The 17,933-nt window shown below is 63.3% G+C and carries 18 protein-coding genes; 9 read left to right on the top strand and 9 right to left on the bottom strand.

Features of this window, described 5'->3' with window-relative positions; all coding sequences use genetic code 11:
- Positions 1–20: 20 nt before the first annotated feature.
- The 6 genes from xylB to AB4O05_RS18050 form a co-directional block, all read right to left on the bottom strand.
- A complete protein-coding gene (xylB, locus tag AB4O05_RS18075) occupies positions 21–1,475 on the bottom strand; it encodes a xylulokinase (protein ID WP_460136192.1) in 1,455 nt (484 codons plus the stop codon).
- 16 nt (positions 1,476–1,491) lie between these two features.
- Positions 1,492–2,484: a LacI family DNA-binding transcriptional regulator gene (locus tag AB4O05_RS18070; RefSeq protein WP_460136193.1), complete on the bottom strand. Its 993-nt coding sequence runs from the start codon at positions 2,482–2,484 to the stop codon at positions 1,492–1,494.
- A gap of 31 nt (positions 2,485–2,515) precedes the next feature.
- The gene (locus AB4O05_RS18065; RefSeq protein WP_460136194.1) at positions 2,516–3,448 is read right to left on the bottom strand and encodes an ABC transporter substrate-binding protein; all 933 of its coding nucleotides are present in this window, start codon (positions 3,446–3,448) and stop codon (positions 2,516–2,518) included.
- Between the two features lie 34 nt (positions 3,449–3,482).
- The gene (locus AB4O05_RS18060) at positions 3,483–4,460 is read right to left on the bottom strand and encodes an ABC transporter permease subunit (RefSeq protein ID WP_460136195.1); all 978 of its coding nucleotides are present in this window, start codon (positions 4,458–4,460) and stop codon (positions 3,483–3,485) included.
- Positions 4,453–5,985, bottom strand: a complete 1,533-nt coding sequence (locus AB4O05_RS18055) for a sugar ABC transporter ATP-binding protein (protein ID WP_460136196.1) — start codon at positions 5,983–5,985, stop codon at positions 4,453–4,455. Before AB4O05_RS18055 ends, AB4O05_RS18060 begins: the two co-directional genes overlap by 8 nt.
- A 164-nt stretch (positions 5,986–6,149) precedes the next feature.
- On the bottom strand, positions 6,150–6,692 hold the full coding sequence (locus AB4O05_RS18050; RefSeq protein ID WP_460164770.1) for a cytochrome b: 543 nt from the start codon (positions 6,690–6,692) through the stop codon (positions 6,150–6,152).
- A gap of 178 nt (positions 6,693–6,870) precedes the next feature.
- Between AB4O05_RS18050 and AB4O05_RS18045 the strand changes: the two genes are divergently transcribed.
- Genes AB4O05_RS18045 through AB4O05_RS18015 form a run of 7 tightly spaced genes read left to right on the top strand, consistent with a single transcriptional unit; the run spans position 6,871 to position 13,159 of the window.
- Entirely contained in the window at positions 6,871–7,548 is a 678-nt protein-coding gene (locus AB4O05_RS18045; RefSeq protein ID WP_460136197.1) for a thermostable hemolysin, read from the top strand.
- Positions 7,538–9,016, top strand: a complete 1,479-nt coding sequence (locus AB4O05_RS18040; RefSeq protein ID WP_460136198.1) for an AMP-binding protein — start codon at positions 7,538–7,540, stop codon at positions 9,014–9,016. Before AB4O05_RS18045 ends, AB4O05_RS18040 begins: the two co-directional genes overlap by 11 nt.
- On the top strand, positions 9,013–9,687 hold the full coding sequence (locus AB4O05_RS18035; RefSeq protein WP_460136199.1) for a TenA family transcriptional regulator: 675 nt from the start codon (positions 9,013–9,015) through the stop codon (positions 9,685–9,687). The genes AB4O05_RS18040 and AB4O05_RS18035 overlap by 4 nt, the downstream gene beginning before the upstream one ends.
- Positions 9,674–10,483 (top strand): SDR family oxidoreductase, encoded by an 810-nt coding sequence (locus AB4O05_RS18030; RefSeq protein WP_460136200.1) that lies wholly within the window; start codon positions 9,674–9,676, stop codon positions 10,481–10,483. Before AB4O05_RS18035 ends, AB4O05_RS18030 begins: the two co-directional genes overlap by 14 nt.
- Entirely contained in the window at positions 10,480–11,124 is a 645-nt protein-coding gene (locus AB4O05_RS18025; RefSeq protein ID WP_460136202.1) for a tetratricopeptide repeat protein, read from the top strand. The genes AB4O05_RS18030 and AB4O05_RS18025 overlap by 4 nt, the downstream gene beginning before the upstream one ends.
- Positions 11,125–11,135: 11 nt before the next feature.
- Complete coding sequence (locus AB4O05_RS18020) at positions 11,136–11,798, top strand: response regulator (RefSeq protein ID WP_460136203.1); 663 nt, start codon at positions 11,136–11,138, stop codon at positions 11,796–11,798.
- Positions 11,795–13,159: a sensor histidine kinase gene (locus tag AB4O05_RS18015; RefSeq protein WP_460136205.1), complete on the top strand. Its 1,365-nt coding sequence runs from the start codon at positions 11,795–11,797 to the stop codon at positions 13,157–13,159. The genes AB4O05_RS18020 and AB4O05_RS18015 overlap by 4 nt, the downstream gene beginning before the upstream one ends.
- Before the next feature lie 76 nt (positions 13,160–13,235).
- Here AB4O05_RS18015 and AB4O05_RS18010 read toward each other — a convergent pair whose 3' ends face one another.
- From AB4O05_RS18010 to AB4O05_RS18000, 3 genes are read right to left on the bottom strand one after another with little or no spacing between them, the layout of a single operon-like run.
- Positions 13,236–14,477 (bottom strand): MgtC/SapB family protein, encoded by a 1,242-nt coding sequence (locus tag AB4O05_RS18010; RefSeq protein WP_460136206.1) that lies wholly within the window; start codon positions 14,475–14,477, stop codon positions 13,236–13,238.
- Positions 14,474–14,689 (bottom strand): hypothetical protein, encoded by a 216-nt coding sequence (locus AB4O05_RS18005; RefSeq protein ID WP_460136208.1) that lies wholly within the window; start codon positions 14,687–14,689, stop codon positions 14,474–14,476. The genes AB4O05_RS18010 and AB4O05_RS18005 overlap by 4 nt, the downstream gene beginning before the upstream one ends.
- 32 nt (positions 14,690–14,721) lie before the next feature.
- Entirely contained in the window at positions 14,722–15,795 is a 1,074-nt protein-coding gene (locus AB4O05_RS18000) for an NAD(P)-dependent alcohol dehydrogenase (RefSeq protein WP_460136210.1), read from the bottom strand.
- A gap of 240 nt (positions 15,796–16,035) precedes the next feature.
- On the opposite strand from AB4O05_RS18000, the gene AB4O05_RS17995 reads away from it, so the two are divergent.
- Positions 16,036–16,959 carry a universal stress protein gene (locus tag AB4O05_RS17995; protein ID WP_460136212.1) on the top strand — a complete coding sequence of 308 codons (924 nt, stop codon included), beginning with the start codon at positions 16,036–16,038 and terminating at the stop codon, positions 16,957–16,959.
- Positions 16,960–17,171: 212 nt separating this feature from the next.
- On the top strand, positions 17,172–17,921 hold the full coding sequence (locus AB4O05_RS17990) for a helix-turn-helix domain-containing protein (RefSeq protein ID WP_460137549.1): 750 nt from the start codon (positions 17,172–17,174) through the stop codon (positions 17,919–17,921).
- Positions 17,922–17,933: the final 12 nt, after the last annotated feature.

The raw sequence follows: 17,933 nt of genomic DNA, 5'->3' as shown, positions 1-17,933 counted from the left end.
CCGCTTATCACAGCAAGCGGTTAGTCGTGCAGCGCCTTAGCGGCCGTCAGCAAACCTTGAAACTTGCGATTACGCGCCTCCAGCACCGGTTGGAGCGTTGCATCAGGCATATAGCGCGTCTTGACCGGCATCCCTGCCGCCAGCAGGTCCTTGCCGATGGCCAAAAAGCCCAATTTCGCCGCGCCCATGCAGGCGCTCAGTTCACTGCCGTGCAGCGTAAAAACCTCCTTTTGCAGGATATTGGCCAGCAACTGCGCCCAATACTCACTGCGCGCGCCCCCTCCGACCAAGGCACAGGCACCGATATGGGCACCGCTCGACTGCACTGCATGCAACGCATCCAGCAAGCCGAACCCCACGCCTTCCATCACGGCATACCCCAGCATCGCCGGGGTGCAGTCATGGCCCAGGTTCATGAAACCACCGCGTAGCAAGGGATCGTTATGGGGAGTGCGTTCACCCGCCAGATACGGCAGGAACAGCGGAGTTCCCAGCGGCACCGGTTGCCCGATCGGCAACTGCGCCCGCACCTGGTCCAGCAGCGCCTGTTCGTCGGCCATGCCGGTCAACCGCGTGACCCAGCGCAGGCAACTGGCACCGGCGAGCATGGCGCCCATGGTGTACCAACGGCCGGGCAACGCGTGACAAAAACTGTGCACCGCGCTGGCCGGGTTGCCGGCGGCGTGATCGGTAATCGCCACAATCGCCGCGCTGGTGCCCAGGGTGATAAACCCGTCACCGGCGTTGATTGCACCGATGCCCACGGCCGCCACCGGGTTATCGCCGCCACCGCCGGCGATCACCACCTGCGTCGACAGGCCCAGCCCGCTTGCTGTGACCCGCGCACTTGCCGCCCCGCCCTCCACCAACCTGGGCATCTGCGCCAGCGTCAGGCCCGTTGCGCGCAGCATGGGGCTGAACCACTCGCGGCGCGCCACATCCAGCCACAAGGTGCCGGCGGCATCCGACATCTCGCTGATGCGTTCGCCACTGAGCCGCAAACGCAGGTAATCCTTGGGGGACAGCACGCAATCGATGGCGCTGAATACCTCCGGTTCGTGCCGTTGCAGCCACAGCAGCTTGGGCGCCGTGAGCCCGGCCATGGGCAGGCTGCCGGTCACTTCGGCAAAGCCTGGCCCCAAGTGCTCGGCCTCGGCGACAGCGCGGGAGTCGTCCCACAGGATCGCCGGGTACAGCACACGGTTGTCATCGCCCAGCAACACCGCGCCATGCATCTGCCCCGACAGGCCGATGCAGGCCACGCGGGCAAATGCCTCATGGGCGCGCAGTTGCTCAAGCGCCTGCACACAGGCCTGCCACCAATCCTGCGGCGCCTGTTCGGACCAGCCGGGCTGGCGCCGTGACACGCTCAAGCGCACTCCGGCATGGGCCAGCACGGCGCCGCTGGAGTCCATGAGAATGGCCTTGAGTTCGGAGGTGCCGAGGTCGATGCCGAGGGAAACGGGAGTGTTCATACGCAGGTCATTCCAATCAACGGCAGCCACAGGAGTTACGTAATTGCAGGGTCGGCGCCAGGCGCACGCTCTGCGGCGGTGCGTCGGGCGAAGCCATGCGTTGCAGCAATAGGTCGACGGCTCGCGCGCCCAGGGCTTGCACGGGCTGGGCGATCAACGTCAGGCGCGGGACGAAAAAGTCCGCCCAGTCAAAATCATCGAAACCCACCAGGGCCATGTGCTCCGGGACGTCGAGCCGCGCATCCCGCAGGGCGTGCATGGCGCCGAGGGTCATCAGGTTATTGCCGGCCATGATCGCCGTCGGCGGCGCGGCCAGGCCCAGCAACTGCTCCGTGGCCCGACGCGCAGGCTCAGTGTTGGAGCCGCCGTTGACCAGCAGTTGCGGATCAAACGTCAACGCCTGCGCCTGCAACCCCGCCTTGTACCCCGCCACGCGCTCATCCGTGGTACTGAACCCCGCGCGCCCGGCAATAAAGCCGATGCGGCGATGCCCGTGGGCAATCAGGTGTTCGATCAGCGCCTGGGTGGCGTGGGTATTCTCCACCCCGACCTGGTCAAACCGATCACTCATCATCCGGTCCACCAGCACCGCCGGAATCTGGTTGGCCTGCAGGTATTCCAGCGCCAGCGAACCGTTCGAGGGGGCCAGCACAATGCCGTCGACCCGCCGATGATGCAGCGCCGTGACCACCCGCAGCTCCTGCTCCGGGTCATCATGGGTGTCGACAAACAGCATCATGTAGCCATGTTTGGCGCACTCGGTTTCAATCGCGTGCACGGTTTCGCTGAAGTAGTGGTTGGACAGCGCCGAGATCGCCACGCCAATGGTGTTGGTACTGGAACGCGCCAGCGAGCGCGCCAGGGTATTGGGGATGTAGCCCAATTCCTGGATCGCGCGCTGTACCGCCTGCACCGTGGCCGGGCTGACTTTGCGGGTGCCGTTCAGCACATGGGACACGGTCGACGTCGACACCCCCGCCCGGCTTGCCACGTCGTCCATGGTGACCATGGCGCTGTTCCTCTCTATCAATGCAACTGAATCAACGCTTGCTCGACCAGCCGCTGTAGGTAGCGACGTTGTCGCGGGTGATCAGTTTCGGCGTGAGCAGGGTCACCGCTTCGGCCGGGGCTTTATCATTGAGCAGGTCATTGCCCACGTTCACGGCGGTCTGCGCCATGGCCCATGGGTCCTGGCTGGCGGAGGCCTGGATCTGCGTGTCGGTCTTCAGCGCGTGTTCGATATCCGGCGCACCGTCCACCGAAGTGATGATGATGCCGCTGCGCTTGAGCTGTTTGGCCGCCAGGTCACTGCCGATGGCTTGCGGGTCGTTGATCGCAAACAGGCCGTCGATTTTCGGGAAGCGCGTGAGGTAGCCCTGCATCACGTTCAGGCCGCCTTCGCGCGAGCCCTTGCCGTCCTGGTCGTCGGACAGCACCTTGATATCCGGTGCTCCCGCCAGCGCGGCTTTGCAACCTTTGACACGGTCGGTCACGGCGGTCACCTGCGGGCCGTTCTGGATAATCACGTTGCCCTTGCCTGCAAGTTTGTCTACCAGGAACTGGCAGGCCAGCTTGCCGGCTTCGACGTTGTCGGTCTGCACCGTGGCATTCACGCCTTTGGCGTCCACATCCACCGCCACCACCACGATCCCGGCGTCACGGGCTTTCTTGATCGCCGAGGCCATAGCCGACGGGTCGACGGCGTTGATCAGGATCAGGTCGACCTTGGACGAAATAAAGTTATCGATCTGCGAGAACTGCTTGCTCAGGTCATAGTCGGCCGACACCGAGGTGACCTTGACGTTGGGATTGAGCTCCTTGGCCCGGGCCGTAGCGCCGTCGGCCAGGGTCACGAAATACGGGTTGCCCAGCGAGCCCATGCTGATACCCAAGGCTTTAAGCTCTCGGGCTTCGACGGCTTGGGACATGAGGGCGGCCAAGGCCATGACGGGAAACATGCGTTTTAGGTTCATGCGGGTCTCTCTTGTGATTGTTGTATGAGTGAAATCAGGTGCGCGCACCGGACTGGCGATAACGATCCAGCGCCACCGCGCCAATGATCACGATGCCCTTGATGATGTACTGCCAGATGTCCGAGACGCCCAGCAGCACCAGGCCATTGGTGAGCACCGCGATGATCAGCGCGCCGATCAAGGTACCGCCGATGGTGCCGACGCCGCCGGTAAAGCTGGTACCACCGAGGATCACCGCGGCAATCGCATCCAGTTCATAGGATTGCCCCAGTTGCAGGCCATTGGCGGCGAACAGGCGCGAGGCGCTCATCACCGCGCCGAGCCCGGCCAAGGCTCCGGACATGGCGTAGACGAACAGCAACACCTTCCATACCTTGATGCCCGACAGCCGCGCCGCTTCCGGATTGCCGCCCACCGAATAGATCTGCACGCCCATCACCGTACGCCGCAGGATGAACCACGACAGCGCCACCACCGCCACGGCGATCACCACCAGCCACGGCACGCCGAGGATCGAGTCATTGCCGATAAAAGCAAATGGCAGGTCGGGGTTGAACACGGTTTTGTCGTCGGCCAGCAAACGTGCGAGGCCGCGCATGGCGGTCAGCGCACCCAGGGTGACGATAAACGGCGGCAGGCGCATAAAGGCGATCAACCCGCCGTTGACCAGGCCCAGCAACAGGCCGAAGCCGATGCCGGCGGCGATCCCGAACATGCCGAATTGCGGTGACATCGATGCCTGCAACGCCACCACCGCCGACGCCGCGAGGATCGCGCCGACGGACAGGTCGATGCCCGCCGTGAGGATCACAAAGGTCATGCCCGCCGCCAGCACCACGTTGACCGAAGCCTGTTGGGTAATGATCGACAGGTTCTGCATGGTCAGGAAGTTTTCGCTGGCCAGGGCAAAGCCCACCAGCAGCAACACCAGCACCGGCAACATGCCCACCGTGCGCATCAGCTCACGTACGCGCTCTGCCTTGCCTACTGTTGCAATCATCGAATCAGCCATTGGCAACCACCTGATCGCCACCGGTGGCGAGGTCAATAATACGTTCCTGGGAAATAGCGTGGCCCGAGGCCCCGCCGACTTCGGCCACCAACTGGCCTTCGCGCATGATCAACACGCGGTCGCAGGTGCCGAGAATCTCCGGCAGCTCGCTGGAGATCACCACAATGCCGACACCGGCCTGGGCCAACTGATTGATGATGCGGTAGATCTCGGACTTGGAACCGATGTCCACGCCCCGCGTGGGTTCGTCGAGGATCAGCACATGCGGCTTGACCTCCAGCAGCCGTGCCAGCAATACCTTCTGCTGGTTGCCGCCGGACAGCGCGCCCACATTGACCTTGCCCGACGCCACGCGGATCGACAGCGACTTGATCGCGTCATTCGAGCGTTGCGCGGCGTGAGCCCGGTCAAGCACACCACCGGCACGGGCATCCGGCACACAGGCGCAGACATTGATGTTGTCGGCCACGCTCATGTCCAGGAACAGGCCTTGGGCCTTGCGGTCTTCGGTGAGGTACACCACGCCGGCCCGAATCGCATCCGCCGGGTTGCGCAGTTGGGTGACGGTCTTGCCCACCACTTCCAGCGTGCCGCTGGTACGCGGGTCGGCGGCGAAGATCAGCCGCGCCAGCTCGGTGCGCCCTGCCCCGACCAGGCCGGCGATACCCAGCACTTCGCCGGCATGCAGGTCGAAACTGCAGTTGCGCACGCGCTTGCCGTCGGCCATGTCGCGCACGCGCATCACCACCGCGCCGGGGTCGTAGGCGGCATGCTCCTTCTTGTAGAAGCCTGACAGATCGCGGCCCACCATCATCTTTACCAGCACGTCGGCCGACAGCGCGTCGCGGCTCAACTCGCCAATGTACTGGCCATCGCGCAGCACCGACACACGGTCCGACAGCTCATAGATCTCGGCCATGCGATGGCTGATATAGATGATCGCCAGGCCCTGGCCGCGCAGCTGCTTGATCAGCGCAAACAGGCGGTCGGTCTCGCGCGAGGACAACGGTGTGGTGGGCTCATCCATCACCAGGACCTTGGCGTGGGCGTGCAGGGCACGAGCGATTTCCACCAGTTGGCGCTCGGCAATCGACAGGCTGCTGACCTTCGTGGCTGCCGTGAATTCGGCGCCCAGGCGTTGCAGCACGTCGATGCAGCCGTCGTGCATGGCCTTGCGGTCGATGGTCCAGCCACGGCGCAGTTCACGGCCCAGGTAGATGTTCTCGGCCACACTCAGGTTGGGGCACAGGCTCAGTTCCTGGTAGATCACGGCGATGCCGAGGGCTTTGGCGGTGGCGGGTGTGAAGGTGGCGACGGGCTGGCCGGCCATGCGGATTTCACCGCCGGGATCGGCCTGGTAAGCGCCGGAGAGAATTTTCATCAGGGTCGATTTGCCGGCGCCGTTCTCCCCCATCAAGGCATGGATTTCGCCGGGGTAGACCTTCAGGCCGACATTCTTGAGCACGCGCAAACCATTGAAGGTTTTGCTGATGCCCTGCATCTCAAGCAAGGGTTCAAGGCTCATGGCTGAGCTCCTGGTTTTATTATTTTTGTGATTCAGCCCCTTCTGATCAGAGCCGATTGCCACCGACTCTAGTCAGATACATTTACTTACGCAAGCGCTTGCGTTGCCCGTTTGTCGATTGAAGAAACGTTTCACCTAACGCAATAACAGTATTTTCGGCGTTTTTAACGTTTTGGCAGCATGCGCACCAAGGTGTTGTCGCCCACCCAGTAATGGTGGAACAGCCCAGCGGCGGCATGCAGGCCAATCAACCAGTAACCGGCACTGCCCAGCCACTCATGCCAGTGTTTGAATGACTTGGCCAGGTCGGGATCCACCGCCACCAGCGATGGCAATGCCCATTCGAAATACGGCACCGGCTTGCCCCCGGCGTTCAACATCAACCACGCCAACAGCGGCGTGATGATCATCAGGCCATACAGCGCCAGGTGCATCAGGTGCGCCACGGCGCTCTGCCAGGCCGGCGGGCGTGGCAGGATCGGCGGGCGCGGCGCCAGGCGCGCGAGCAGGCGCAGCCATACCAGTGCGAATATGCCGATGCCGAACACGGCATGGGCGCCCAGCAGCACCCCCTTCAATGCATGGCCGCGCGGCAGCAGGCCTTTGATTTCAATGCAGGCATACACACCGACAAACAACGCCAGCATCAGCCAGTGCAGGGTCATCGACAGCTTTGCGTACCGCTGTGTCATGGAGTGTTCAGTCATGGAAAGAGCCTTGTGCGCAAGTGATGGCCGGACTCGGCCGTGAAAAGACCCCGCCACCCTGCCCCTGAAGTCTTAAGGCAGTCTGAAGATCGCTGGAAGGCGCCTTTTTGCCACCTTCAGACTCCGTTAAGAAATGCCTCCGATACTCCTCCCAACTTCACTTGGGGGCCTTACGCCAATGCCCGATATTAATTGGAATATTTCCTTGCCCGTGCTGTTCGGCCAGGCCGACAGCACGCCGATGTGTCTGTCTCGTGCCCTGCCCCATGACCCTCAGCGCCCGGCGTTCGAGGCCTTCATCCAACAGCGTTTCCGCCTGGCCCACGGCGCCGATATCCGCCACTTCATGCCGCAGCTGTTTGGTGTCAGCCAGGGCAGCGGTGACCTGTGTGCCGTGGCGGGCGTGCGGCTGGCGAGCGCGGAACCGTTGTTCCTGGAGCGTTACCTGGACCACCCCATCGAGCCACTGATCAGCGCCGCCGCCGAACAATCGGTAACCCGCAGCGCCATCGCCGAAGTCGGCAACCTGGCCGCCAGCGATACCGGCAGTGCGCGCCTGAGCATCATCGCCATTACCTGGTTGCTGGCCATGGGCGGCCTGGAGTGGGTGGCGTTCACCGGCAATATCGGCCTGGTCAACAGCTTCCACCGCCTGGGCTTGAAGCCCGTCACCCTGTGCGCAGCCAACCCGGATCGTCTGGGAGATGAGCGTCAGCACTGGGGCAGTTACTACGAAAGCCAACCCTGGGTGCATGTCGGCAACATCCGCGCCGGCTTCATCCATTTGCGCAACATGGGCCTGTTTTCGCGCCTGGGGTTGCCTGCCACGATCGAGGACAGCAGCCATGTCGCCTGAAACCCGCCGTTTCCACGCAGTACTGCGCGGCCATGCCGAACGCAATGACGGCGCCGTCGCCCTGTGGGGCGACACACTGAGACTGGATTACGCCACGCTGTTCGCCGAGGTCGCCTTGCGCCGGGAACGCTTGCGCGATGAAGGGGTGAAGGTGATCGCCCTGGCCCTGGACAATGGCGTCGAGGCCATGCTGTGGGACCTGGCGGTGTTGTTCGAAGGCCTGACCTGCCTGACCCTGCCGCCCTTCTTCACGGCGGCCCAGCGTGCCCATTGCCTGGCGCAATGCCAGGCCGAACGGGTGATCGCCGAGCCTTACCTGGCAGATGAGCTGCACGCCAATGGTTACCGTCAAACCGGCGGCTTCTGGTGCCGCGCCTTCGAGGGGCGCCCGGCACTGCCGTTGGGGACGGCGAAGGTCACCTTCACCTCCGGCACCACTGGCACGCCCAAGGGCGTGTGCCTGAGCGCCGACAGCCTGCTGAGGGTCGCCCGCGAGTTACACCAGGCCAGCGACACCAGCGCCCCACGCCATCACCTGGCGCTGTTGCCCCTGGCCATTCTGCTGGAGAACCTGGGCTGCTATGCCGCGCTGTATGCCGGCGCCACCTTGAGCCTGCCCAGCCAGAAGACCCTGGGCATCCAGGGTGCCAGTGCGGTGGATACCGCGCAGTTGCTCGGCTGCCTGGCGGTGCGCCGGCCACACAGCCTGATCCTGGTGCCGCAGTTGTTGTTGATGCTGGTGATCGCGGCCGAGCAGAAGGCTTTCAACCCTCAGGGCCTGCGCTTTGCGGCAGTGGGCGGTGCGCGGGTGTCCAAAGCCTTGCTGCAGCGCGCCCAACAGCTGGGCTTGCCGGTGTACGAAGGCTACGGGCTGTCGGAGTGCGCCTCGGTGGTGTGCCTCAATCGCCCCGACGCCCAGCGCCCGGGCAGCGTCGGCAGACCGCTGCCCCACGTGGAGATTCGCCTTGCCGAGGACGGTGAAGTGCTGATCAAGGGCAGCGCCTTGCTCGGCTACCTCGGCCACACCGAGCAACCCGAAACCTGGTGGCCCAGCGGCGACCTGGGCGCCTTTGACGAGGACGGTTTTCTCTACCTCAAGGGCCGCAAGAAACATCAGTTCGTGACCAGCTACGGGCGCAACGTCAACCCGGACTGGGTCGAGGCCGAATTGACCCAGGGCGGTCACATCGCCCAGGCGTTCGTGTATGGCGAAGCCCTGCCGCAGAACCACGCCCTGCTCTGGCCCTATCGCGCCGATTGCACCGACGCTCAACTGGCCGCCGCCGTCGCCCAAGCCAATGCCGGCCTGCCGGACTACGCCCAGGTGCATCACTGGACACGCCTGGACGAACCCTTTACCGCCGCCAATGGCTTGCTCACCGCCAATGGCCGGCCACGGCGCGAGGCCATCGTCGCGCGTTATCACAGCCAATTCGCTCCTGTACTTAACGAGGAAATCCCATCGTGAACTTTTTCGACACTCTGCAAGACGCCACCCAACAGGAACGCCAGGCGCTGTTCAGCCTGCCGATCATTCGTGATGCGCTGGAAGGCAAGGTCAGCCTGGACAGCTATCGGGCCTTTCTCGCCCAGGCTTACTACCATGTGCGTCATACCGTGCCGCTGATGATGGCCTGCGGCGCGCGGTTGCCTTCGCACCTGGAATGGCTGCGCAAAGCAGTCTGCGAATACATCGAGGAGGAATATGGCCACGAGCAATGGGTGCTCAATGACATTGCCGCCTGCGGTGGCGATGCCGACGCCGTGCGTGACGGCCGTCCCGGCTTGCCCATCGAGCTGATGGTCAGCTACCTCTATGACCTGATCGCCCGTGGCAACCCCGTCGGCCTGTTCGGCATGGTCAATGTGCTGGAAGGCACCAGTATCGCCCTGGCCACCCACGCCGCCGGCAGCATCCGCGAGCGCCTGCGGTTGCCGGAAACCGCGTTCAGCTACCTGAGTTCCCACGGTTCACTGGACATTGGCCACATGCAAACCTATCGCGGTTTGATGAACCGCCTCGATGCCCCCGCCGACCAGGCCGCCGTGATCCATGCCTCCAAAGTGGTGTACGCGCTCTATACCGATATGTTCCGCGCCCTGCCGCGTATCGGGGAGGCCACCCATGCGCCTGTCTGATGCGCGTGTGGTGCTGACCGGCGCCAGCGGTGGCATTGGCCTGGCGATCGCCACCGCCTTGTGCGCCAGCGGTGCCCAGGTACTGGCGGTCGCACGCCATCGCGCGCCGTTGGAGGCCTTGCTCGAGAAGTACCCGCGCCAGGTCGGCTGGGTCAGTGCCGACCTGACCTTGCTCGCCGACCGTCGCAAGGTGCTGGCGGCCGCCGAAGCCCTGGGTGGCGTCAACCTGTTGATCAATGCCGCCGGGGTCAACCACTTCGCCATGCTCGAACAGCTGGACGACAGTGAAATCAACGGCATGCTGGCGTTGAACATCAGCGCGCCGATCTGCCTGACCAAGCTGCTGCTGCCCACCCTCAAGCAAGCGGCGAGCGCCATGGTGGTCAACGTCGGTTCCACCTACGGCTCCATCGGTTATCCCGGTTATGCCACCTACTGCGCCACCAAGTTCGCGCTGCGCGGTTTTTCCGAAGCCTTGCGTCGGGAACTGGCCGACACGCGCGTCGGCGTGCTGTACGTCGCGCCGCGCGCCACCCGCACACGCATGAACAGCCCGGCGGCGCAGGCACTGAACGATGCGCTCAAGTCCAATGTCGACGACCCGCAGACCGTGGCCTGGGCGGTGATCCAGGCCATTGCCGACGAGCGCCGCGATATGTACATGGGCTGGCCTGAGCGCTTCTTTGTACGCCTCAACAGCCTGCTGCCGAAGCTGGTCGACCGTGGCTTGCGTAAGCAACTGCCACTGGTGCGCCGCTTGAGCGAAAAACCTGTCAATAAGGACCTGAACCCATGAAACACCTCTTCGCCGCGCTGGTGCTCGCGCTCCTGAGCCCACTCACCTGGGCATTGGACGCCGCCGACCAGCAGCGCCTGAACGACATCCAACTGCGCTGGGCGCATATTCAGTACAACCTGCCCGAAGAGCAGCGCCCCCACGCGTTCGAGCTGCTCGCCAGCCAGGCCACGGCCTTTACCCAGGCGCGCCCGCAGGCGGCCGAGGCCTGGATCTGGTCCGGCATCGTCACCAGCAGCTGGGCCGGCGCCCAAGGCGGGCTGGGCGCGTTGAGCAAGGTCAAGGCGGCCAAGGCCGACCTGGAAAAAGCCCTCGCCCTCGACCCCAAGGCCCTGCAAGGTTCGGCCTATACCAGCCTGGCGGCGTTGTATGACCGGGTGCCCGGCTGGCCGATCGGCTTTGGTGACGCCGACAAGGCCGAAGCCCTGCTCAAACAGGCCTTGCAACTGAACCCGGCGGGCATTGATAGTCTGTACTTCTGGGGTGACCATCTCTATCGGCAAAAACGCTACGCCCAAGCGCGTGACGCGCTGCAAAAAGCCCTGCTCGCCGCCCCCCGGCCGGGTCGGGAAACCGCCGACGCGGGGCGACGTAAAGAGATCGAAAGCGAACTGGCCCAGATCAACCAGAAACTCAACTGACAGGAATCCGAGTGCGCCTATTACTGATCGAGGATGACGTCGCCCTGGGGGAAGGCATTCACCAGGCGCTGGTGCGCGAGGGCTATACCGTCGACTGGCTGCAGGACGGCAGCAGTGCCTTGCACGCACTGCTCAGTGAAACCTTTGACGTGGTGGTGCTCGACCTCGGCCTGCCGCGCATGGACGGCCTGGAGGTGCTGCGTCGCCTGCGCGACAGCGGCGCCACCGTGCCGGTGTTGATCCTCACCGCTCGCGACGCCACCGAAGACCGTATCGCCGGCCTGGACGCCGGTGCCGATGACTACTTGATCAAACCTTTCGACCTCGCCGAACTCAAGGCCCGCCTGCGCGCGCTGCTGCGCCGCAGCGCCGGCCGTGCACGGGTGTTGATCGAGCACGCGGGCATTTGCCTGGACCCGAGCACCCAACACGTCAGCTACCACGGCGAACCGGTGCTCCTGACCCCCAAGGAATATCAACTGCTGCACGAATTGCTCTCGCCGCCGGGCCGCGTGATGACCCGCGACCAGTTGATGCAGTTGCTCTACGGCTGGAACGAAGAAGCCGAAAGCAACACCCTGGAGGTGCACATCCATCACCTGCGCAAGAAGTTCTCCAGTGAACTGATCCGCACCGTGCGCGGCGTTGGCTACCTGGTGGAGGAACGTGGATGACCTCCATCCGCCGCCGCACCCTGACCCTGATCATCGGCCTGCTGCTCACCGGCCTGTTGGTAATCAGTGGGCTCAACCTGCATGACAGCAATCATGAAATCGCCGAAGTCTACGACGCCCAACTGGCGCAGAACGCCCGCCTGCTCCAGGGCGTAATGAGCATGCCGTTGGCCAGCAACGATCAGGCCGCCCTGTATCACGCGTTCAACAAAGCCCTGGGTGAAGCAATGCCCAAGGTGGACGGGCACCCGTATGAGAGCAAAATCGCCTTTCAGGTGTGGAACCCCCAGGGTGAACGCCTGGTGTTTACCAAAAGCGCACCGTCATTCACCACGCCACCGGCCCAGCCCGGCTACAGCAATGTCGAAGACGTCAGCGGCCGCCAATGGCGGGGTTTTGTGCTCAAGGACAAGGACAATGGCCTGCGCATCTGGGTGGGCGAGCGCGACGACGTACGCTCTGACCTGGTTGGCCGCATCGTGCGCCATACCCTGTGGCCGAATGTACTGGGCAGCCTGATCCTGGCAAGCATGGTCTGGCTGGCCATCGGCTGGGGGCTCAAGCCGCTGGCCGATATGGCCGCGACCCTGCGCGCACGCCATTCCGGCTCCCTGGAGCCGATGCAGCTCACGCCGTTGCCCACCGAGCTTGAGCCGATGCAGGCGGCGTTGAATCGCATGTTGGCGCAGATCCAGGAAATGGTCGGCCGCGAGCGGCGTTTCATTGCCGACGCGGCCCACGAAATGCGCACGCCCTTGGCGGTGCTGCGGGTACACGCGCAAAACCTGCTGGAGGCCGGCAGCGAAGCCGAGCGGCGCGAGTCCCTGGCGTTCCTGATCACCGGCGTCGACCGCACCAGCCGCCTGGTCAACCAGTTGCTGACCATGGCGCGCCTGGAGCCGTCCGCCGGGCAACGCCCGGTACAGGCCGTCGACCTCACCGCCACGGTGCGCGATACCTTGATTCAACTGACGCCCTGGCTCTTGAGCAAAGGCCTGGAGCTGGTGTTCGACGCCGACGACGCCCCCCATTGGCTGAACACCGACGCGGCAGCGATCAATATTGCCCTGACCAACCTGGTGACCAATGCGGCGAACTTCTCTCCGCAAAAGGGGGTTATCACCGTGGGCCTGGGTAAACATGCCGGGCGCTTCGAACTGACGGTTGACGACCAGGGGCCCGGCATCGACGAGAACGAACGCGAGCGCCTGTTCGAGCGTTTTTACAGTCGCGGCAACGCCCAGGGCGCCGGCCTTGGCTTGACCATCGTGCACACCATCGCCCAACGCCTGGGCGGCGAGGTCCGCCTGGAGAACCTGCCTGCAGGCGGGTTGAGGGCGACCCTCGATATTCCCGGCTAACCCGTCTATCCGATCAGCCTAGGTATCTACACAACTGTGTAGCAGCCAACGCTAACCACGATGCGAAACGCGCCGCTTATGATCCGATCAGGGTGCCCAGCCACAGTACCGCCATCAGCAACACCTGCCCGCCGATCACATACAGTGCAAAGCGACGGCCGCCGCTGACCCAGGCTACCAGGCACTTGCTCAGCGAGTTGCAACTGACCGCCAGCAGCACCGGCACCGACGCGGCCTCCATCGACAACTGGCCGCTGGTGGCCAAGGCAGCAATCGAGGCGATGGACGCATGGGCGTCGGCAAAACCACTCAGGGTGGCGGTCAATATCACGCCGGCCTGGCCGAAGTAATGCAGCATCAGCGACGACAGGAAGGTAATCGCGCTGAGGGTCAAGACCATGACCAACGCCAGCTTGAGGTCGAATGCGCCGCCCACCTCGAGGGGCTGGCTGGCCGCTGCCGTCGGCCTGCTCAACATCAGGCTCCCGCCGTACATGACGGTAATGGCAAAGCCGGCCACCAGCGGCCAGGCCATCTGCGCCAGCAATGCCGGTTCCACCGTGCCGAGGATCAGCGCCATCTGGGCCACTGTCGCAATATTCGAGAAAATGGCGGCCGCCGCGAGCGTACGCAGGTGTTCGGGTTCTTTGGCCGCAATATGGCCCATGGTGGCAACCGTCACGGTGCTGGAGGCAAACCCCGACGCAATGGCCCCCACGGCGTAGCCATAACGCGGCCCCAAGGTACGCACCGCCACATGGCCCACCGCGCCCACCGCCATCAACAACACCGTCAATGTGCAGATGGTGCGTGGGTTCAGGGCCCCATAAGGGCCCATAAAACGATCCGGCGCCAGCGGCAATACCACCAACGCAACGATCAGCAGCAACAGGCCGTCGCGCATTTCGGTATCGGTCAGTTGACTGCGGGCAAAGTTGTGCAGCTTGTCACGGTAGGCCAGCAGGCCGGCCGTGACCACGCCGATGGCCGTGGCCATTGCCGGGGCAGTTACACACCAGGCGCCCAGCACCAGTACCGTGAGCATCGCAACTTCACTGGTGATTCCCGGGTCTTTATCGCGACTCTTCCAGTAAGCGGTGCTGACGATCACGGCCAGGCAGCCGGCAAGCAGCCCAAGCAACAGGCCGCCGCCGACTTGCTGTGTCACGTAGCCGAGTAACGCGGTAATGGAGTAGGTGCGCAAGCCGGCAAATGCGCGCAGCTCGCCCTGGCCCTTATGGCGCTCGCGCTCAAGCCCGATCAGCATGCCGATGCCCAGCGCCGCTGCGGCGCCGGCCAGCCCGAGGGCTTGTGTCATCCGTACCTGCCGGTGCGAATCAATGCCGGGGCTGAAGCCTCGACGAGCCTTGGGGCGCTCACACTCGGCCATGGGTGAGGCGCGTCCAGGCGTGTGCGCAGGCGCTGCGCGAAGTCCTCGGCAGCGGCCAGGCTATTGAAGTGCGCGCACCAGCTGTCCATGTGTACGATCCAGCGCAGCGGCGCCGGTTGTTGCGTGATAGTGATCAGCATCCTTGACCTCGGTTGGCGCCCCACGGGCGCTTTCAAGGGGTGATCGCGACTTTCATGACGCCGTCGCGCTGATGGGCAAACAGCTCATAAGCCGCCTCGATATCGTCGAGTTTGAAGCGGTGCGTGACCAGCGGTGACAGATCCACCCCGCCGCTGGCCACCACCGCCATCAGGCGGCGCATGCGCTCCTTGCCACCAGGGCACAGGGTCGACACGATGCTGTAATCCCCCAGCCCCGCGCCAAACGCATCATAGGGAATGCGCAAGTCGCTGGAATACACGCCCAGGCTCGACACCCGGCCGCCAGGGCGCAGCACGCGCAAGGCCGACTCGAACGTACCTTGGGTGCCCAAGGCCTCGATGGCCACATCCACCCCGCGCCCATCGGTCAAGGCCAGGATCTGCTCGGCCACATTGCCTTTCTTGAAATCGACGATATGGGTGGCCCCCAGGCGGCGCGCGACGTTCATGCGTTCGCTGACGCCGTCGACGCCGATGATCATCGATGCGCCTTTGAGCCGCGCGCCCGCCACCGCGCACAGGCCGATCGGCCCCAGGGCGAATACCGCCACCGTATCGCCGATGCTCACCTCGCCACGTTCGGCGCCGGAAAAGCCGGTGGACATGATGTCCGGGCACATGAGCACTTGCTCGTCACTCAAACCATCGGGAATCGGGCACAGGTTGGCCAGGGCATCCGGGACCAGCACGTACTCGGCCTGGCAGCCGTCGAGGGTATTGCCGAATTTCCAGCCGCCCGCCGCACGGAAACCATGCCGGGTGTCGGGGCCGTCCTGGGAACCGCAGCCGCACAGGCAGGCATAACTTTGCCCGCTGGGCGTGATGGCGCCAGCGATCACCCGCTGGCCCTCGACGAAACCCGTCACCTGAGAGCCCAGCCGCTCGATCACCCCCACCGGTTCATGGCCCACGGTCAGCCCTTTGGCCACCGGGTACTCACCGCGCAGGATATGCACGTCGGTGCCGCAGATAGTTGTGGTGGTGATGCGCACCAAGGCGTCCAGCGGGCCGACTTCGGGGATGGGTTTGTCGTCAAGGACGATGCGGTTTTTTTCAACGAAGACAGCGGCTCTCATGGTTGCCATGGTGTGACCTCCTGCGTGTGGGAACCCGAATGAGCCCCAGCCTGCGCCGCGATAACCCCGTGCAAGTTGATCATGATCAACAATCCCCCGATTGATCGGGGCAGCCGACCGGATGTCGCCGATCGCGCCGTGGATCAAGCCGACTTGATGCAAGTCAAACCGGCGCTGGCGCCCGGCGCCATGATTTAAGGCAGGCATCACCGCCCGATGCTATCTGCTGGTTACCCAAGGAGGTTGCCCATGTCTGCCCAAGCCCGTTACCTGTTGCTGGTTTCGCCGCTGATGGAACACAGCCCGGCGTTTGAAAGAGCCGCCGCCCTGGCCAAGGCGCAAGGCGCCGCCTTGCACATCCTCGCCTTCGACTACCTGGAAGGCCTGGCCACCGCCGGTCTGGTCAATGAGCAGGCCCTGGAGCAGATGCGCATTGGCTACGTGGAGCGCCATCACCAATGGCTGGAAGCTCAGGCCATGCCCTTGCGTAAGCGCGGCCTGACCGTCACCACCGAAGTGGCCTGGGTGGAGCGCCCGTTGCAGGAGATCCTGATTCGCCTCAAGGAAGAGCCGATGGCGGTGGTGATCAAGGCACTGGAGCATGAGTCATTGCTGTCGCGCTTGATGTTTACCCCGATGGACGTGCACCTGATTCGAGAATGCCCGGTGCCGCTGCATTTTGTCAGTGCGGTGCAGCACGCTCTGCCGCGCAGGATCGTGGCAGCCGTCGACCCCTTCCATCACGATGAGCGCTACGACAGCCTTAACGATCGTATCCTGCATGAAGCCGCAAAACTGGCCACGGCCTGTGAGGCCGAGGTTGAGGTGGTCTACGCCCATGACTTGTCCGACCTGGGGGCCCGGGAGTACGGGTTGGGCAGCGGCGCCGGGTTCTTCTCTTCGGTGGCGGCAAAACGCCTGTTTGACGAACAGGGGCAGGCATTCAATGACCTGGCCGCGCGCAACGGGATTGCGCCGGCACAACGGCATATGATTCTGGGCAACCCGGCAAAGGTGCTGGCCAGCTATGCCGAAGCGTATAACGTGGATGTGATCGTCATGGGCCGGGTCGGCCATCGTGGCCTGTCGCGCCTGCTCGGCAGTACCGCCGAAACGCTGTTGTACAAAATGCCGTGCAGCGTCTGGATGGTGGCTCCGCAGATCCTCGACTGAACGTCATCGAGCGGCGGATACTCGCCAGTCCGCTCCTCGCCGCAGCGTTTGCAGCGAGGGGCTCCTGGATGGAATATTCATATGAATAGCTTTATCAGTGGCTGACATTCGAATACGGTCTAAGCATTTAACATATATCTCTTTTGCACCTATCTATTACTAGGGTTTCTATGTTTAGTTTAATGAATATAGAGGTGCAAGAGGCTTTTGAGATGAATTCAATACCGATTCTTGTACAAGTCCAACATTTAAAAACAACCTGTGCCAGTTGCAGCGTTTTAGAGTTGTGCTTGCCCCTTGGTCTGACCGATGTAGAAGTCGGTCGCCTGGATACACTGATTCCCCAACGCATCAAAGTCAAAAAAGGCGCTTCGTTGTATCGCACTGGCGATCCGCTGCGCTCGCTTTACGCAGTGCGTACTGGTTTTTTCAAGACCAGCATCCTGTCCGTGGATGGCCGCGAGCAAGTCACCGGCTTCCAAATGGCCGGGGAAATGCTCGGCCTCGATGGCATCAGCGGCGACGCCCATGCCTGCAATGCCTTTGCTCTGGAAGACAGCGAAGTGTGCCCTCTGCACTTCAACCAACTTAAGCGACTGGCCAGTCAAATACCGTCATTGCAACATAACCTGAATAAAATCATGAGCCGTGAAATAGTGCGTGATCACGGCATGTTGTTGCAGATGGGCAATATGAATGCCGATGAACGGCTGTGTGCATTTATATTGAATATAGCGATGCGTATGAGTACCCGTGGTTATTCATCGCGATCATTTATATTGCGCATGCGGCGCGAAGAAATCGGCTCTTATCTGGGCCTGCGCCTGGAGACGGTATGCCGCAGTATCGCGCACTTGCGCAACCTGGGCCTGGTGCATATCAGCGCGCGTAACGTCGAGATCCTCGACATGGCGCGACTCAAGACGTTTATCGCCGGCTGTCATCGACATGGCCCCGAGTAACAGGGCTTCATC

It is taken from the genome of Pseudomonas sp. S1_G07 (genome assembly GCF_054668565.1).
The sequence above is the reverse complement of the archived record's forward strand: the minus strand, read 5'-3'. Positions and strand labels throughout refer to the sequence as shown.

Bases quoted from the DNA above. Each gene is read 5' to 3' on its own strand.
- AB4O05_RS18045 (WP_460136197.1), top strand. From the start codon at position 6,871: ATGCCCGATATTAATTGGAATATTTCCTTGCCCGTGCTGTTCGGCCAG.
- AB4O05_RS18005 (WP_460136208.1), bottom strand. From the start codon at position 14,689: ATGCTGATCACTATCACGCAACAACCGGCGCCGCTGCGCTGGATCGTA.
- AB4O05_RS18030 (WP_460136200.1), top strand. From the start codon at position 9,674: ATGCGCCTGTCTGATGCGCGTGTGGTGCTGACCGGCGCCAGCGGTGGC.
- AB4O05_RS18050 (WP_460164770.1), bottom strand. From the start codon at position 6,692: ATGACTGAACACTCCATGACACAGCGGTACGCAAAGCTGTCGATGACC.
- AB4O05_RS18070 (WP_460136193.1), bottom strand. From the start codon at position 2,484: ATGGTCACCATGGACGACGTGGCAAGCCGGGCGGGGGTGTCGACGTCG.
- AB4O05_RS18010 (WP_460136206.1), bottom strand. From the start codon at position 14,477: ATGACACAAGCCCTCGGGCTGGCCGGCGCCGCAGCGGCGCTGGGCATC.
- AB4O05_RS18055 (WP_460136196.1), bottom strand. From the start codon at position 5,985: ATGAGCCTTGAACCCTTGCTTGAGATGCAGGGCATCAGCAAAACCTTC.
- AB4O05_RS17990 (WP_460137549.1), top strand. From the start codon at position 17,172: ATGAATTCAATACCGATTCTTGTACAAGTCCAACATTTAAAAACAACC.
- AB4O05_RS18065 (WP_460136194.1), bottom strand. From the start codon at position 3,448: ATGAACCTAAAACGCATGTTTCCCGTCATGGCCTTGGCCGCCCTCATG.
- AB4O05_RS18025 (WP_460136202.1), top strand. From the start codon at position 10,480: ATGAAACACCTCTTCGCCGCGCTGGTGCTCGCGCTCCTGAGCCCACTC.
- AB4O05_RS18040 (WP_460136198.1), top strand. From the start codon at position 7,538: ATGTCGCCTGAAACCCGCCGTTTCCACGCAGTACTGCGCGGCCATGCC.
- xylB (WP_460136192.1), bottom strand. From the start codon at position 1,475: ATGAACACTCCCGTTTCCCTCGGCATCGACCTCGGCACCTCCGAACTC.
- AB4O05_RS18015 (WP_460136205.1), top strand. From the start codon at position 11,795: ATGACCTCCATCCGCCGCCGCACCCTGACCCTGATCATCGGCCTGCTG.
- AB4O05_RS18000 (WP_460136210.1), bottom strand. From the start codon at position 15,795: ATGGCAACCATGAGAGCCGCTGTCTTCGTTGAAAAAAACCGCATCGTC.
- AB4O05_RS17995 (WP_460136212.1), top strand. From the start codon at position 16,036: ATGTCTGCCCAAGCCCGTTACCTGTTGCTGGTTTCGCCGCTGATGGAA.
- AB4O05_RS18060 (WP_460136195.1), bottom strand. From the start codon at position 4,460: ATGGCTGATTCGATGATTGCAACAGTAGGCAAGGCAGAGCGCGTACGT.